This window comes from Streptomyces carminius, assembly GCF_002794255.1.
Taxonomy (GTDB): domain Bacteria; phylum Actinomycetota; class Actinomycetes; order Streptomycetales; family Streptomycetaceae; genus Streptomyces; species Streptomyces carminius.
Genome location: NZ_PGGW01000039.1, coordinates 273138 through 289467, shown reverse-complemented (window position 1 = coordinate 289467; position 16330 = coordinate 273138). Strand labels below are relative to the sequence as shown.

The 16330-nt window shown below is 72.3% G+C and carries 15 protein-coding genes; 11 read left to right on the top strand and 4 right to left on the bottom strand.

Going from position 1 to position 16330, the window contains the following annotated elements:
* From CUT44_RS11800 to CUT44_RS11760, 8 genes are all read left to right on the top strand, one after another.
* Positions 1-1133, top strand: a 1133-nt coding sequence (locus tag CUT44_RS11800; protein WP_199185678.1) for an SUKH-4 family immunity protein, incomplete at its 5' end; no start/stop codon positions are given.
* 180 nt (positions 1134-1313) lie between these two features.
* The gene (locus CUT44_RS11790; RefSeq protein ID WP_158239599.1) at positions 1314-2279 is read left to right on the top strand and encodes a coiled-coil domain-containing protein; all 966 of its coding nucleotides are present in this window, start codon (positions 1314-1316) and stop codon (positions 2277-2279) included.
* Positions 2280-2464: 185 nt separating this feature from the next.
* Positions 2465-3931, top strand: a complete 1467-nt coding sequence (gene glmU / locus CUT44_RS11785) for a bifunctional UDP-N-acetylglucosamine diphosphorylase/glucosamine-1-phosphate N-acetyltransferase GlmU (RefSeq protein ID WP_100201881.1) — start codon at positions 2465-2467, stop codon at positions 3929-3931.
* A 102-nt stretch (positions 3932-4033) separates the two neighbouring features.
* Positions 4034-5011 (top strand): ribose-phosphate diphosphokinase, encoded by a 978-nt coding sequence (locus CUT44_RS11780; RefSeq protein WP_100201880.1) that lies wholly within the window; start codon positions 4034-4036, stop codon positions 5009-5011.
* Between the two features lie 279 nt (positions 5012-5290).
* Complete coding sequence (locus tag CUT44_RS11775) at positions 5291-5878, top strand: 50S ribosomal protein L25/general stress protein Ctc (RefSeq protein WP_100201879.1); 588 nt, start codon at positions 5291-5293, stop codon at positions 5876-5878.
* A gap of 104 nt (positions 5879-5982) precedes the next feature.
* Complete coding sequence (pth, locus tag CUT44_RS11770; RefSeq protein WP_100201878.1) at positions 5983-6573, top strand: aminoacyl-tRNA hydrolase; 591 nt, start codon at positions 5983-5985, stop codon at positions 6571-6573.
* 134 nt (positions 6574-6707) lie between these two features.
* Entirely contained in the window at positions 6708-7220 is a 513-nt protein-coding gene (locus tag CUT44_RS11765; RefSeq protein ID WP_100201877.1) for a hypothetical protein, read from the top strand.
* A 238-nt stretch (positions 7221-7458) separates the two neighbouring features.
* Complete coding sequence (locus CUT44_RS11760) at positions 7459-8289, top strand: LPXTG cell wall anchor domain-containing protein (RefSeq protein ID WP_100201876.1); 831 nt, start codon at positions 7459-7461, stop codon at positions 8287-8289.
* A 150-nt stretch (positions 8290-8439) separates the two neighbouring features.
* On the opposite strand, the gene ppc is transcribed toward CUT44_RS11760, so the two are convergent.
* Positions 8440-11295: a phosphoenolpyruvate carboxylase gene (gene ppc / locus CUT44_RS11755; protein ID WP_100201875.1), complete on the bottom strand. Its 2856-nt coding sequence runs from the start codon at positions 11293-11295 to the stop codon at positions 8440-8442.
* A 213-nt stretch (positions 11296-11508) separates the two neighbouring features.
* On the opposite strand from ppc, the gene CUT44_RS11750 reads away from it, so the two are divergent.
* Both CUT44_RS11750 and CUT44_RS11745 read left to right on the top strand, forming a co-directional pair.
* Entirely contained in the window at positions 11509-12510 is a 1002-nt protein-coding gene (locus tag CUT44_RS11750) for an acyl-CoA desaturase (protein ID WP_100201874.1), read from the top strand.
* Positions 12511-12517: 7 nt separating this feature from the next.
* Positions 12518-13192, top strand: a complete 675-nt coding sequence (locus CUT44_RS11745) for a TetR/AcrR family transcriptional regulator (protein ID WP_100201873.1) — start codon at positions 12518-12520, stop codon at positions 13190-13192.
* A gap of 152 nt (positions 13193-13344) precedes the next feature.
* Here the strand turns inward: CUT44_RS11745 and CUT44_RS11740 are convergent, their stop codons facing one another.
* Positions 13345-13998, bottom strand: a complete 654-nt coding sequence (locus tag CUT44_RS11740; protein WP_100201872.1) for a TetR/AcrR family transcriptional regulator — start codon at positions 13996-13998, stop codon at positions 13345-13347.
* Between the two features lie 149 nt (positions 13999-14147).
* On the opposite strand from CUT44_RS11740, the gene CUT44_RS11735 reads away from it, so the two are divergent.
* Positions 14148-14906, top strand: a complete 759-nt coding sequence (locus tag CUT44_RS11735; protein ID WP_100201871.1) for an SDR family NAD(P)-dependent oxidoreductase — start codon at positions 14148-14150, stop codon at positions 14904-14906.
* Positions 14907-15091: 185 nt separating this feature from the next.
* Here the strand turns inward: CUT44_RS11735 and CUT44_RS11730 are convergent, their stop codons facing one another.
* Positions 15092-15568 carry a hypothetical protein gene (locus CUT44_RS11730; RefSeq protein WP_100201870.1) on the bottom strand — a complete coding sequence of 159 codons (477 nt, stop codon included), beginning with the start codon at positions 15566-15568 and terminating at the stop codon, positions 15092-15094.
* Positions 15569-15600: 32 nt separating this feature from the next.
* On the bottom strand, positions 15601-16080 hold the full coding sequence (locus tag CUT44_RS11725; protein ID WP_233221349.1) for a MarR family winged helix-turn-helix transcriptional regulator: 480 nt from the start codon (positions 16078-16080) through the stop codon (positions 15601-15603).
* Positions 16081-16330 lie beyond the last annotated feature (250 nt).

Sequence of the window (16330 nt, the reverse complement as noted above, 5' to 3'; positions counted from 1 at the left end):
CGGCGGGCGGACCGGGCGGACCACCGTCCGCGGCGCCCCGACCCCCCGGGCCCCCCGGCCCTCCCGGCCCGCCGCCCGGTGCCCCGGGTGCCCCGGTGGGCGCCCCCGGTGCTCCCGGCGTGCCGTCGTACGGCTATCCGCAGCCGCCCGCCGGTGTGCCGACGGTGGGTCCCGGTTACATGGCGGTGCTGCGCTATCGCGCGCCGGACGGTTCGGAGCAGCAGTTGATCCGCCGGTCGGCGCCGGGCACTCCGCATCCGGAGTGGCAGATCCTGTACGAGCTGCGGGCGATGGGTATCGCGCCGCAGCAGGTGCTGGAGCTGCACACGGAGCTGGAGTGCTGTGACGCGCCCGGTGGTTACTGTGCCCGGATGGTGCGGGAGAGCTGGCCGCAGGTGCGGATCAGTCACACCGCGCCGTACGGCCGGGACGTGGCGTCGCGGCAGCGGGGGGTGCGGCATCTGGTCGAGCACCAGGGCGAGTTGCACCAGGTGGCGGACGGCCCGGCGCGGCCGGCTCCGGTGCGGGTGCCGCTGCCGCAGGTGCGGCCCGCGCCACCGGTTCCGCCGCAGGGGGTGGCGCAGGAGCTGGCGGAGGCGTTCGGTCCGCAGGCGGTGTTCCGTTTCGACCAGCGGGCGGTCTCCCGGCAGGGTGTGCCGGAGGTGGTGGCGCAGACGCTGATGTGGGCGGGGCTGCCGGTGGACTTCGGTCCGTTCTTCTGGGCGCAGGCGCAGCCGGGCCGTCCGGTGCCGACACTGGCGGAGCTGGCGCAGGAGCGCGGGGTGGTTCCGGCGGCGGACGCGGGTTCGTATCTGGTGATGGGCAACGACTTCGGGCGGCAGTTGTGCGTGCAGTACGGGACGGCGCACATCGTGGCGGTGCCGCTGGAGGGCGGTCCGGGCGGGCAGCCGGCGGTGCCGCAGTTCGTGAACAGCGGGCTGCCGGAGTTCGTGCGCTGTCTGGCGCTGCTGGGCCGGATGTGGCGGCTGCGGTACGGGCTGACGCCGGAGCAGGCGGGGCGCTGGACGGTGGACTTCCAGGCGATGCTGGCGTGCCTGGACCCGGCGGCGCCGGCGGGCCCGGAGAACTGGTGGTCGGTGCTGCTCGAGCAGATGTGGGACGGGCTGCTGTAGCCGGTCCCCGCACCGGCCCCGGCGCCGTCGGGTGCCGGGGCCGGTGTGCCCGGGGGGCGCGTTGCGGTGCGGCGCACTCCCGACAGTTTTCTTACGGTTTGTGTCGGTTGATGCGTGACGGGTTTCATGGCGCATCCTGGATGGGTCGTTCGCCGGATCGCGTGGAGGTAGGGGTTCGCCATGTCTGCGTCCAGGTCACCTCATGGTTTCGTCGTCGTACGCCGCGGTTACCGGCCCGATCAGGTCGACCGCCACGCCTCCGGGCTGCACGCGGACCTGGAGGAGGCCCGGGAGCGGCTGGCCCGGCTGGGCGGGCGGGTCGGGGAGCTGGAGGAGGAGGCGGCGCGGCTGCGGTCGGAGGCCGAGTCGCTGCCCGTCCAGACCTACGAGGCGCTGGGTGAGCGGGCGCGGCTGATACTGGCCGAGGTGGAGGCCGAGGCCGGGGAGCTGCGGTCCCGTGCGGACACCGAGGCGCGTGAGGTGCTGGTCCGGGCGGAGGAGGAGAGCCGGGCGCTGCGGGAGTCGGCGCGGGAGGCGTCGGCCCGGGTGCGGGCCGGCGGCGACGCGACGGCGGAGGCGCTGCTGGGCGAGGCCCGCCGGCAGGCGGAGGATCTGCTGCGGACCGCGCGGACGGAGGCCACCGAGCTGCGGGTGGCGGCCGAGCGGGTGCTGCGGGAGGCGGTCGAGCGGTGCGAGGCGCTGCGGCTGGCCCAGGAGCGGAAGCAGGCGGAGGAGACGGCGGAGCTGGACCGGGCGCTGGCCGCGCGGGAGGCGGAGGTGACGGCGCGGGTCACGGGCCTGGTGGAGCACGGCGACGAGCTGCTGTCGCGGGCCAGGCGGGAGCGCGGTGCCGCCGAGGACACGGCGCGGCTGCTGACCGAGGAGGCCCGGGAGCGGGCCGATGAGCTGCTGGCGCAGGCGCGGCTGCGCCGGGAGCGCATCGAGCGGGAGACGGAGCGGGTGGTGCGCACCCACGACCAGCGCCGGGAGGCGGTGCGGCAGCACATGGCGCATGTGCGGGCCAGTCTGGCGACGCTGACCGGGCGTGGTCTGGAGGGCCTGGACGGGAGCGGCGCGGACGCCGGTTCCGGTCCGGAGGAGCCGGGCGGCCCGGCGGTACCGGGCCAGGGGGCACCGGCGGAATAGGCGGGTCCCCCCGGTATCCTGCGGAGGGACACCGCCCCTTTCCACGCGGTTCCGCCGCCGTCCACCTCCGGTACCGGCGCCGTCCGCCAGGGGCGCGGGGGTCGTCCCGGAGGTGGTCCCGGGATCCGTCCGGGGCCTGTCCCGCCTCCTGTTCCGCATCCGTCCCACAGCCGAAGGGCACACCCGTGAGCGCCATCCGCCCGGCAGCCGTCGTCGTTCTCGCAGCGGGTGAGGGCACCCGTATGAAGTCCGCGAGGCCCAAGGTCCTGCACGACATCTGCGGGCGGTCGCTCGTCGGCCATGTGGTCGCGGCCGCCCGGGAGCTGGCGCCGGAGGAGCTGGTGGTGGTGGTCGGCCACGCGCGTGAGCAGGTCGTGGGACATCTGGCGGAGCTGGACGCCGGGGTGCGCACGGCCGTGCAGGCCGAGCAGCTCGGCACCGGGCACGCGGTGCGGATGGCGCTTGAGGCGCTGGCGGCCGACGGGGTGGAGCCGGCCGGGACGGTGGTGGTCACCTGCGGTGACACGCCGCTGCTGACCGGAGAGACGCTGGGCCGGCTGGCCGCCGCGCACGAGGGCGAGGGCAACGCGGTGACGGTGCTGTCGGCCGAGGTGCCGGACGCCACCGGCTACGGGCGGATCGTGCGGGACGAGGCCGGCGCGGTGACGGCGATCGTGGAGCACAAGGACGCGACCGAGGAGCAGCGGGCGGTCCGGGAGATCAACTCGGGGGTGTTCGCGTTCGACGGACGGCTGCTGGCCGAGGCGCTGGGACGGGTGCGCACCGACAACAGCCAGGGCGAGGAGTACCTGACCGACGTGCTGGGGATCCTGCGCGCGGACGGGCACCGGGTGGGGGCGCACGTGGCGGCCGACCACCGGGAGATCGTCGGCATCAACAACCGGGTGCAGCTGGCCGAGGCGCGCCGGCTGCTGAACGAGCGGCTGCTGCACCGGGCGATGCTGGCCGGGGTGACGGTGGTGGACCCGGCGTCGGTGTGGGTGGACGTGACGGTGACGTACGAGCCGGACGCGGTGGTGCACCCGGGTACGCAGCTGCTGGGCGCCACGCATCTGGGCGCGGGCTGCGAGGTGGGGCCGAACTGCCGGCTGGCGGACACCCGGGTCGGTGAGGGCGCGGTGGTGGTCAACGCGGTGGCCGAGGCCGCCCAGGTCGGCGCGGGCGCGTCGGTGGGTCCGTACGCGTATCTGCGGCCCGGTACGAGGCTGGGGCCGAAGGCGAAGGCCGGCACGTATGTGGAGATGAAGAACGCCGAGGTCGGAGAGGGCACGAAGGTGCCGCATCTGTCGTATGTGGGGGACGCGACGATCGGCGCGTACACGAACATCGGTGCGGCCAGCGTCTTCGTGAACTACGACGGGCAGAACAAGCACCACACCACGATCGGCTCGCACTGCCGGACGGGCTCGGACAACATGTTCGTGGCCCCGGTCACGGTCGGGGACGGTGCCTACACCGCCGCGGGTTCCGTGATCACCAAGGACGTGCCGCCCGGTTCGCTGGCCGTGGCCCGCGGCCAGCAGCGGAACATCGAGGGCTGGGTGGCCCGGAAGCGTCCCGGCAGCGCCGCCGCGCGGGCGGCCGAGCAGGCGCGTGAGCAGGGCGGCGAGGAACGGCCCGCCGGACAGTGACCGGTGGGTGAGCCGACGGGCGCGCCGCGGGCAGGGCGTACCGTGAGAGGCGCACGCCGTGGTGCGCTGCGACGAATCGATGCTGGGCAAGGAGACTGTGCTGTGACCGGGATCAAGACGACCGGCCTGAGGAAACTGATGTTCTTCTCGGGCCGCGCGCACCCCACGCTGGCGGAGGAGGTCGCGGGGCATCTCGGTGTCGGCGTGGTGCCGACCAGGGCGTTCGACTTCGCCAACGGCGAGATCTATGTCCGCTTCCAGGAGTCGGCGCGCGGCGCGGACTGCTTCCTGATGCAGAGCCACACCGCACCGATCAACAAGTGGATCATGGAACAGCTGATCATGGTGGATGCGCTGAAGCGGGCCTCGGCCCGGAGCATCACCGTGATCGTGCCGTTCTACGGCTACGCGCGGCAGGACAAGAAGCACCGCGGCCGGGAGCCGATCTCGGCGCGGCTGGTGGCGGATCTGCTGGCCACGGCGGGCGCGGACCGGATCCTGACGGTGGACCTGCACACCGACCAGATCCAGGGCTTCTTCGACGGGCCGGTGGACCACCTGTTCGCGCTGCCGGTGCTGGCGGACTACGTGGGCGGCAAGGTGGACCGGGCGAAGCTGACAGTGGTCTCGCCGGACGCGGGCCGGGTGCGGGTCGCGGACCGCTGGTGCGACCGGCTGGGCGCGCCGCTGGCGATCGTGCACAAGCGCCGCGACCCGGACGTGGCCAACCAGGTGACCGTCCACGAGGTCGTCGGTGACGTCCGGGGCCGGGTGTGCGTGCTGGTGGACGACATGGTGGACACCGGCGGCACGATCTGCGCGGCGGCGGACGCGCTGTTCGCCAACGGCGCCGAGGACGTCATCGTGGCGGCCACCCACGGTGTGCTGTCGGGTCCGGCGGCGGACCGGCTGAAGAACTCGCAGGTGAGCGAGTTCATCTTCACCGACACCCTGCCGACGCCGAGCGAGGTGGACGTGGACAAGATCACGGTGCTGTCGATGGCGCAGACGATCGCCCGCGCGGCGCGCGAGGTGTTCGAGGACGGCTCGGTGACGAGCCTCTTCGACGAGCAGGCGTGAGCCGCGGGGGCGGACACCGCGCACCCGTCCGCGGCGTCCGCCCCCACACCCCGCCTTCCCACCCCGCCTTCCGTCCACCGCCTCCCGCTACCCCGCATCCCGTGCCCCGGTCGGACCCGGGGCACGGAGGGCGGTAGACTCGTGGAGTTGCTCGGCGAGGGAGCCGTGCCGTAGCCCGGCACGGTCGTCCGTTATCGACGCGCTCTTCGCAGCAGGTCTGTCGTGGCCGAGTAGCTCAGGCATCCGCCACCAACCGACTTGAGAGACGAGGAGTGCGTCATGGCCGACGTGAAGATTTCCGCCGAGATCCGCAAGGAGTTCGGCAAGGGGGCCGCCCGCCGGCTCCGCCGCGAGGACAAGGTGCCCGGTGTGATCTACGGGCACGGCGGCGACCCGGTGCACGTGGCCCTTCCCGGCTACGACCTGATGATGGCCATGAAGAACTCGAACGTGCTGATCACGCTCGACATCGAGGGCCGCCAGGAGCTGGTGATCCCCAAGGCCGTCCAGCGCGAGGCCATCCGCGGCTTCCTGGTCCACGTGGACCTGCTGGTGGTGGAGAAGGGCGAGAAGGTCACCGTCGAGATCCCGGTCCACACCGAGGGCGAGCTGGCCCCGGGCTCGCACCTGCTGGAGCACGTGCTGAGCACGCTGCCGGTCGAGGCCGAGGCCACCCACATCCCGGAGGAGGTCACCGTCTCCATTCAGGGCCTGGCCGCGGGCGACTCGGTCCTGGCCAAGGACATCCCGCTGCCCAAGGGCTCCTCCCTGGCGGTGGACGGGGAGACCGTGGTCCTCAACATCCTGTCCGCGCAGGCCGAGGAGCCCACCGCGGGCGAGGCCGAGGGCGAGCTCACCGCGGAGTGACCCGCGGTCCGCGTTTCCTCCGCCGCCTCGCGCCCTGGGCGCGGGGCGGCGGCCGCCGTGACGATCCGCCGCGGGAGCCGCGGGACCCGCAGAGAGGGACGACGATGAGTGACGCCGACGCCCCCTGGCTCGTGGTGGGCCTGGGCAACCCCGGTCCGGAGTACGCGGCGAACCGGCACAACGCGGGGTTCATGGTCGCCGACCTGCTCGCCGGGCGGATGGGCGGCAGGTTCAGGGCGCACCGGTCGCGGGCGCAGGTGCTGGAGGGCCGGCTGGGCGCGCCGGGTGCCGGGGGCCGCCGGGTGGTGCTGGCGAAGCCGATGTCGTTCATGAACCTCTCCGGTGGCCCGGTGACCGCGCTGCGCGACTTCTACAAGGTGCCGCCGGAGCGGCTGGTCGTCGTCCACGACGAGCTGGACCTCGACTACGGGGCGCTGCGGCTGAAGCGGGGCGGCGGGGACAACGGCCACAACGGGCTGAAGTCCCTGTCGAAGGCGCTCGGCCCCGACTACCACCGGGTCCGGTTCGGCATCGGCCGGCCGCCGGGGCGGATGCAGGTGGCCGACTTCGTGCTGAAGGACTTCTCCGCCGCGGAACGCAAGGAGCTGGACTACCTCGTGGACCGGGCCGCCGACGCCGTGGAGTGCCTCGTGCTGGACGGTCTGGAACGGGCGCAGAACACCTACAACTCCTGAGTACCGGCCGAGAGGCCGCGGACAGGGCATAGGACCCACGGAGGTTGACCTTCCGTATCGCCATGGCCAAGGATCCGGCCATGTCGTCTGGGTCATCTGGGTCACCTGCCTCCTCCCGCTCCTCCTCCCGCCGCATGTCCCGCCGCATGTCCCGGCGCGGCCCGGTGCGCCGGGTCGGCGAGAGCGTGTACGGCCTGCTGCTTCTGGTGCAGGCGTGGCTGATGGGCGCGGTGGCGGCCGCGCTGCTGATGGCCGGGGCCTGGACGTCCCTGGACGCCATGCGCCGCGTGGTGGCCGACCGGGGCGGGGTGCGCGGCATGATGACGGTCGACGAGTGCGACGGCTGGACGTGCACGGGCCTGTTCACCCCCGCGGACGGCGGCGGCGCGGGCGAGCGTCCCGAGGTGGTCCTCGACGCGCTGGTCTCCCACGACCGCGGGGAGGCGCTGCCGGTCGTCCTGTGGCCGGGCACGGGCGAGGTGCTGCGCACCGGCCTTCCCGGCATCCTGCACGCGTGGCTGCCGTTCGCGGGCGCGCTGCTGCTGGCCTCGCTGGTGATCGCGGGCGGTCTGCACATGCGGCGTACGGCCTGGGCGTCGGGGCTGCTGGGTCTGGCACTGGTCGGGGCCGCGTTCGCGGTGCTGTGAGCGGGCCCGCGCGGCGGCTTTCCGGCCCGGGACGGCCTTCCCGGCCCGGGCCGGGTCCGGGACCACGACCTGCACCGTTAATCTGATTGTTATACTCCGCTTTCTGGTGCAGGTGTGGCACAACCGCACGGATGGGACGTATCGCGCTTGACCGGCATGGCGGGACGGAAGCAGGCTACGGCCACCTCACCCCCCACGCGTCCCTGACACCTCCGCCACCGAAGGTGGTAGCTCATCTATGCGTACTCTCACCTGGACGCGTACCGCTGCGGTCTCCGCGGCGGCCGCACTGCTGCTGGCCCCGGCCGCTCCCGCGTTCGCGACGGACACCTACTCCCCGGAACTGCGCCAGCCGCTGCCCCGCACCGCCACCGAGGACGACGGCGCGGCGCCGCAGGAGGACGACTGCCCCACCGTCCCGGATGACAAGGACGGCTGGCACTTCGTCCTGCCCGGCAACAAGGCCACGTTCGTCGAACTGACGGTCACCTTCGAGCCCGGTGGCACGCAGACGATCACCGACTTCGGGCCGCCGTCCGACAAGCACGCCTACGTGGCCTCCGAGCCCGGTGCGAAGCTCACCGCCATCGAGGCCGAGGTGAAGGGCGGGAACCTGAAGAAGTTCAACCTGTCCCACACCTGCCCCGCCACCGAGACGGGCGGGACCGACGGCGGAACCACCGGCGAGACGACCGAAGGCACCACGGGCGAGACGACCGAAGGCACCACCGGCGAGACCACCACCGGCGAGACGACCGAAGGCACCACCGGCGAGACCACCACCGGCGAGACGACCGAAGGCACCACGGGCGAGACCACCACCGGCGAGAGCACCGAAGGCACCACGGGCGAGACCACCACCGGCGAGAGCACCGAAGGCACCACCGGCGAGACCACCACCGGCGAGAGCACCGAGGGCACGACCGGCGAGGTCCCCAACGGCGGCGGCAACCTGGCCGACACCGGCTCCTCCGCCCCGGTCGCCGCGCTCGCCGCGGCCGCCGCCGCGCTGCTGGGCGCGGGCTCCTACCTGGTGGTGCGCCGCCGCAAGGGCGTCCACGAGGCCTGATCCCCGGCACGTCGGTGCCGCACGGCACCGCGCGGCCATCCGCGGTACCGCACAGCGCGAAGGGCCCCTCTCCCGGCCGGGAGAGGGGCCCTTCGCCCGTGTCCGTCCGCCACCGGGGCGGCGCGGCGTCAGGGCGGCGCCGGGGCCGCGTCAGCCGGTGTTGCGCAGGCCCGCCGCGACACCGTTGACCGTCAGCAGCAGCGCGCGGCTCAGCATCGGGTCCGGCTCCTCACCGCGCTCGGCGGCCTCGCGCTGCCGGGCCAGGAGCGTCACCTGGAGGTAGGAGATCGGGTCCAGGTAGGCGTCGCGGATGGCGAAGGTCTGCTTCAGCACCGGCTGGGCGTCCAGCAACTCCCGCTCGCCGGTGATCCGCAGCACCTCCCGCACCGTCAGCTCGTGCTCGGCCTCGATGGTGGCGAAGATGTGCCGCAGCTCGGCCGGCACCAGGGTCTCCACGTAGTGCCGGGCGATCCGCAGATCGGTCTTGGCCAGCGTCATCTCGACGTTGGACAGGAAGTTGCGGAAGAAGTGCCAGCGTCCGTACGCCTCGTCCAGCACGCCGTCGAGCCCGGCGTCGCGGGCCGCCTTCAGGCCCGAGCCGACCCCGAACCAGCCGGGCACGATCTGCCGCGACTGCGTCCAGCCGAACACCCAGGGGATGGCCCGCAGCCCGTCCAGGCCGGCGCCGGAGTCCGGGCGCCGCGACGGGCGGGAGCCCAGGTGGAGGTCGGCGAGCTGGTCCACCGGGGTGGAGGCGAAGAAGTACGCGGGCAGGTCCGGGTCGTCCACCAGCCTCCGGTAGACGCCGTGGGCGGCCTCGGAGACCACGTCCATCGCCGCGTCCCAGCGGGCCAGCGCCTCGTCCGACTGGCGGGGCGCGGTGTGCAGGGCGGACGCCTGGAGGGTGGCGGCCACCGTCTGCTCCAGGTTCTCCCGGGCCAGGGAGGGGACGAGGTACTTGTCGGAGATGACCTCGCCCTGCTCGGTGACCTTGATCTCGCCCTCCAGGGTGCCCCAGGGCTGGGCGAGGATCGCGTCGTGGGTGGGGCCGCCGCCGCGGCCGACGGTGCCGCCCCGGCCGTGGAACAGCCGCAGCCGCACCCCGTGCCGGTGGGCGACGTCGCGCAGCCGCCGCTGGGCCCGGTGGATCTCCCACTGGGAGGTGGTGATGCCGCCGAACTTGGAGGAGTCGGAGTAGCCGAGCATGACCTCCTGGACGTCGCCGCGCAGGGCGACCAGCTTCCGGTAGGAGGGGTCGGAAAGCATCTGGTCGAGCAGCTCGTCGGCGATGCGCAGCTCGTCGGTGGTCTCCAGCAGCGGCACGACGCCGATGCGCGCCCAGCCGGCGTGCAGGTCGACCAGTCCGGCCTCACGGGCCAGCACGGCGACGGCCAGGACGTCGTCGGCGCCCTGGCACATGGAGATGATGTAGGACTCGATGACCTCGGGCCCGAAGGTGTCCAGCGCCTTGCGGACGGTGGTGAAGACGCCGAAGGTCTTCTCCCCGGCCGCGTCCAGCGGGGCGGGCTGGGGGGCCAGCGGGCGGCGCGAGCGCAGCTCCTTGGCCAGCAGCCGCCGCCGGTAGTCGCGCGGCATGTCGGCGTACCGCCAGGACTCCTCGCCGAGCCGGTCGAAGAGCTGGCCGAGGGCGTGGTGGTGGGCGTCGGCGTGCTCGCGCACGTCCATGGTGGCGAGCTGGAGGCCGAAGGCGGCCAGGGTCCGCAGCACCCGCTCCAACTGGCCGTCGGCCACCAGTCCGGCGCGGTGCTCGCGCAGGGAGGTCTGGACGAGGGCGAGGTCCTCGATCAGCTCACCGGTGCCCAGGTAGTCGCGGCCGGGGACGTGCGGGGTGTCCTCGGCCAGCCGCCTGCGGGTGTTGAGCAGCTTCTGCCGGATGCAGGTGATCTTGAGCCGGTAGGGCTCCTCGGCGTTGAGGCGCTTGTAGCGGGGGCTGATCTCGGGGAGGAGGTCGAGGTCTCCGCGGAGGGAGGCCAGCAGTTCCCCGGTGGCGCCGCTGTTGCGGATGGAGTTGGACAGCGCGGCGCGCAGCTCGTCGATGTGCGCCAGGGCGTCGTTGATGCCGTGCTCGTGCTGGAGCAGCAGCACCTCCCAGGTCACGGCGGGGGTGACGTTGGGGTTGCCGTCGCGGTCGCCGCCGATCCAGGTGCCGAAGGTCAGCGGGCGGGTGCCGGGCGGGAGCGGGGCCCCGACCCTCTCCAGCTCGGCCTCCAGGTCCTCCAGGACGTCGCCGACGGCCCCGGTGTGCAGTTCGTCGAGGTAGTAGACGGCGTTGCGGGCCTCGTCGGCGGGCTCGGGACGGGCCACGCGCAGCTCGTCGGTCTGCCAGATGAGGTCGATGTTCTCGGCGAGCCGCAGGTCGGTGCGGCGCCGCTCGTCGGGGTCGGTGTTCTCCAGCAGCCCGGCGATCGTGCGGAGCTTGGTGAGCATCGACCGGCGGGCGGCCTCGGTGGGGTGGGCGGTGAAGACCGGCCGCACCCCCAGGTTGCGGACGGCCTCCCGCAAGTGGGCGGGGTCGGCCTCCTTGAGCATGTCGGCGGTGCGGGCGAAGTTCCCGCCCTCGGCCGCGCGCCGGGCGCGCAGTTCGCGGCCGCGGTGGACCTGCTCGGTGGTGTTGGCCAGGTGGAAGTAGGTGGAGAAGGCCCGTACCAGCTTGGTGGCCGTCTCCAGGTCGGTCCGGCTGAGCAGGGCCGCGGCGGCCTCGCCGTCGGTCCTGGTCAGGGCGCGTACGCGTTCGACGAGTTCCAGCAGTTCGGCGCTCTCCTGGCGGACCAGGGTCTCGCCGAGCAGGTCGCCCAGCCGGCGGATGTCGGCCCGCAGGGCACTGCTGGTGTCGGCACCGGCGCCGGTGCCGGTCTTGGGACTGTTATCGGGATTGCCGGATTCCGTCGGGTGCTCCGGGGTACCCGGAAGACCCGGTGTGGGTACCTCCCCGCCGGTTACAGGGTTCGTGCCACCGGGGGTCGAGGAGGTGTCGGCACTGCTCACAGGTGCGGCTCCTTGCGGCGATGCTTCTGGCAGGTCACGGACCGCGTTGTCCGACGACCACCAGGATAGGCCGCGCCGGTTTCCGTGGATCAGCCACGTCCACCATGCGGCCCCCTTGTCCCTGTGTTCAGGACTGCCATACTTACGATGCCGTAGGTTACGGCACCGTAAGTAAGAGACCCCCGTCCCCCGGATTCAATCGAGAGTTTCTTCATGAGCATTAGTCCGGACGTGCACAACGACACCACCGAAGTCCCCCCGTGGAACCGGCCGCAGGAGGAGTCCCCGCTCCCCTCCGCCACGCTCGGCGGCGACAGGCGCCGCTCCGTCGAGCAGATCACCCTGCTGCTCTTCATCGTCGTGCCCTTCCTCGCCCTGCTGGCCGCGATCCCCCTGGCCTGGGGCTGGGGGGTGAGCTGGCTGGACCTCGGGCTCCTGGTGGGCATGTACTTCCTGGGCTGCCACGGCATCACCATCGGCTTCCACCGCTACTTCACGCACGGCGCCTTCAAGGCGAAGAAGCCGCTGCGCGTCGCCCTGGCCGTCGCCGGCTCGCTGGCGGTGGAGGGCCCGCTGGTGCGGTGGGTCGCCGACCACCGCAAGCACCACAAGTACTCCGACGCCGAGGGCGACCCGCACTCCCCGTGGCGGTACGGCGAGACCGTCCCCGCCCTGCTCAAGGGCCTGTGGTGGGCCCACATGGGGTGGATGTTCGACGAGGAGCAGACACCTCAGCACAAGTACGCCCCGGATCTGATCAAGGACCCGGTGATCCGCCGCATCTCCCGCCAGTTCGTGCTGTGGACGGCCGTCTCGCTGCTCTTCCCCGCGGTGGTCGGCGGTCTGGTCACGATGTCCTGGCAGGGCGCGCTGACCGCGTTCTTCTGGGGCTCCCTGGTGCGGGTGGCGCTGCTGCACCACGTCACCTGGTCGATCAACTCCATCTGCCACGCGGTCGGCAGGCGCCCGTTCAAGTCACGGGACCGCTCCGGCAACGTGTGGTGGCTGGCCGTGCTGTCCTGCGGCGAGTCCTGGCACAACCTGCACCACGCCGACCCCACCTGCGCCCGGCACGGGGTGCTCAAGGGGCAGGTCGACTCCAGCGCGCGGCTGATCCGCTGGTTCGAGAAGGCGGGCTGGGCGTACGACGTGCGCTGGCCGTCGCAGAAGCGGATCGACGCCCGCCGGAGGCCGGAGGCCGCCGAGGCGGCATGATGGGGGTGTGGCGACCGACGACGGCAGTACCAAGGACAGGGCCAGGGCCCCGGACCCGACCCGGCGCAGGCGCCGCCGGATGACGGGGAAGGAGCGCCGCGAGCAACTGCTGGACATCGGTCGCGCGCTCTTCGCCGAACGCGGCTTCGAGGGCACCTCGGTGGAGGAGATCGCGGCCAAGGCCGGGGTCTCCAAGCCGGTGGTGTACGAGCACTTCGGCGGCAAGGAGGGGCTGTACGCGGTGGTGGTCGACCGGGAGATGAGCCGGCTGCTGGACATGGTGACCGGCGCGCTGACCGGCGGCCACCCGCGTGAGCTCCTGGAGCAGGCGGCGTTCGCGCTGCTGGACTACATCGAGCAGTACACCGACGGCTTCCGCATCCTGGTGCGGGACTCGCCCGTCGCCCAGTCCACGGGCACCTTCGCCTCCCTGATCAGCGACATCGCCACCCAGGTGGAGGACATCCTGGGCCTGGAGTTCAAGGCGCGCGGCTTCGACCCCAAGCTGGCGCCGCTGTACGCCCAGGCCCTGGTGGGCATGGTGGCGCTGACGGGCCAGTGGTGGCTGAACGCCCGCCGGCCGAACAAGTCCGAGGTGGCCGCCCACCTGGTGAACCTCGCCTGGCACGGCCTGGACGGGCTGGAACAGAAACCCCGGCTGATAGGGCACCGGCGGAGCTAGCCCGTCCCGTGCGGGCCTCCGGCCACCGGCCCGGACGCGCCGGTGGTCGGCGCACAGCGCGGCGTCCGCCCCAGGGCGGGCCGGGAACGATCGTTTACCGACAGGCGCCGCCGAGTGGGGGCGTCGCGGATGTTGAGCACTGCGCGCCGGTGTCAGCGTTCCGGCTTCGGGTCGGGCCGGCGGGCCGGGGTGTATCTGGCGAGCATGGTCTGGACGGCCTGTTCGACGGCGTCGTGGATGTCGGCGGCTGCGGGGTTCCAGTCGGTCAGCAGCATGCGGGGCCACAGGACGTAGTTGGCGATCATGCCGAGGAACTGGTTCGCGGCGCTCACGGCGTCCGGGACATCGGCGTTGCCCGCCTCGTGCTCGGCTTCCAGGTAGTGCTGGACGGAGGTGAAGTAGGGCAGTTTGCCGAGCTCGAACTGCATCCGTCCCAGTTCGGGGAAACGGGGCAGTTCGGCGATGACGATCCGGAACAGGGCCGCCATGCCGGGCCGGCCGACCAGGTCGGCATAGCGGTGGCCGATGGCCGTCAGTCCGGAGCGCAGGTCTCCGGTCCGCGGCCGCGCGGCGGCGTCGCCGGCGTCACGCTGCCAGGACTCGGTGACGATGGCCTCGAAGAGGGCCGCCTTGGTGGGGAATTGCTTGAACAGGGTGGACTTCGAGACCCCGGCCGCTTCGGCGATCCGCGCCAGTGAGGTGCCGTCGTAGCCGCGCTCCAGGAACAGTTCTGTGGCCGCGGTGGTGATCGCCTCGCGTTTCTGCTGAGCGAGTCTGCGGTGGTGTGCGGAGAGCTCTGCTGCCATGCGGACAGTATGCCGCAGACCCGAGGCGAGTCACTTGACTCGCCTTGATGGCCCCGCTTACGGTACGCGAGTAAGGCGAGTCGAGTGACTCGCATCCTATCTGTGGCGCCCGGGCGAGTTCCGGTAGCCGCGCGGTGGAGGAACAGCTCATGACGATCGACAAGACCGCTTTGGTGACCGGTGCGAACCGCGGCCTCGGACGCAGCGCGGCCATCGCTCTGGCCACACGCGGGGTGCGGGTCCTCGTCACCCACCGCGGTGACGCGGCCGGGGCCGAGGAGACGGTGGAACAGGTGCGGGCGGTGGGTGGGACCGCCGCTGTTCTCCGGCTCGACATCAGCGACGTCTCCTCTTTCGCGTCCTTCACCTCCGAACTGGGCGAGCAGCTGGAGCGCTGGGGTGCCTCGCGGCTCGACATCCTGGTCAACAACGCGGGAGTGGGGATCTTCGGACCGCTGGAGGACGTCACGATCGACGACTTCGACACGGTGCTGGGCACCAACGTCCGGGGCACGTTCTTCCTCATCCAGTCACTTGTGCCGCTGCTGGCCCAGGGCGGCCGCGTCATCAACGTCTCGACGTCGCTGACCCGCCACACCAGCCCCGCCACCTCGGTCTACTCCGCCTCGAAGGCCGCCGTCGAAGCCCTGAGCCGCACCCTCGCCGCAGAACTCGGCCCGCGCGGCATCCGGGTCAACTCCGTCGCCCCGGGGCCGACCGCCACCGATTTCAACGGTGGAGCGATGCGGGACGACGCCGAGATGCGCCGGGTTCTGGCCGGACAGACCGCGCTCGGCCGCGTCGGCGAACCCGAGGAGATCGGCGACGCCATCGCCACGCTGGCCTCCGAGGGCCTGCGCTGGGTCACCGCCCAGCGAGTCGAGGTCTCCGGCGGCGCCCTCCTCTGAGCGACCGGGCGACGGCCTGCGGAGACGCAGGCGGCGACGGCCCCGACCACTCCCGACCGGTCTCGTCCGGCTCCGGCACATCAGGGTCCCGAAGCGGGCACAGGACGCCGGCGGCTGGGGCGAGGCGGTGAAGCTGTAGCGGCCGAGCAGTTGACGTTGCCCCGGATCCGGTACGGCTGTGTGGACTACGGCTGCACTGCGACGGTCGCGGCCTGCCGTTTGCGTCGCCGGGCGGCCGCGGTGAGAAGCCTGCCGTCGCGTGCGCTGAGCCCCAGGAGCGTGATGTTGACGGCGCCGCCGAGGAATTCGACGGCCTGGACGACCGCGAACGTCGTGTCGAAGCGGCCGTCGTCGGCGAAGATCCGCAGGGTTATGGCGCACGGGACGAGGACCAGCAGCCCGATCGCCGCGGCGGCCGCCATACGCCGCTGTTTGCGGCGGATCAGGGGAGCACGGCGGCGCGGCGCGCCCAGGCTCCGACCGGTGGCGCCGGTGATCGCCATGCACGGCACCAGGACGAACAGCGCGAAGACCACCGCGGTCTTGACGGCCCGTACAGCGGCATCGTCGCCGAAGATCTCGACCACGGCCGACGCCGTGAAGAAGAGACTGATCAGCGCCAGGGCCAGAACCCCGGCAACAGCGTGCACTCGGGTCTTCATGGACTTTCCCTTCCCGGGTTCAGGTCTTGGGTTCAGGAGCGCCCGGCGGATGCCAGATTCTCGATGGACCGCGCGATCAAGCTCAGCAGTTGCGCGACCTCCGCCGCGTCCAGACCGCGGGTCGCAAGGCTGTTGACGTCGCGGGCGGCGGCGATCAGGGGCTCACGGAGTTCGCGGGCCCGGTCGCTCAGCAGCACCTTCGCCTGGCGTCTGTCGTGCGGATCGGGAACGCGGTGGATCAGTCCGTCGCGCTCCATCCTCTGCAGGGTGTTGGCCATGGTCGGCTGCTCGATCTGGACGCGCTCGCACAGCTCCCGCTGGGTGAACCCCTCCTGCTCGTACAGCGCGAGCAGCGGGGCGAACTGCCCGGGAACGACTCCGTACTCCTCGATGCGCAGCCGCAGGGCCCGCTCCAGAAGCCGCGCGAGGTGGTTGACCTGGTATCCCAGTGACTCCTCCCGTGGCAGCCGCCGGACCGGCGGGCCGGCGGGGTCTTCGGGCTTCATCGTCATGATCGACCTCCGGGTGGCTTCTGTGCCGTCGATTAATACATAGCTTGCTATGCATGTCAAACGGAACCGGGCCGGCGCACGGTGTGCGGATGTCATCGGAAGGGGGAGAATGGCTGTTCAGCGGGCTTCCGTCCCTGTCCGTCCGCATGCGGGTGGCGCATCAGGACGCCAGTCGGCATGGGCCGATCAACTTCAACGGAGCTGTCATCGCGCCCGGGCTCTTCCGGCCCCGGCGGACTCTCCGAACGCC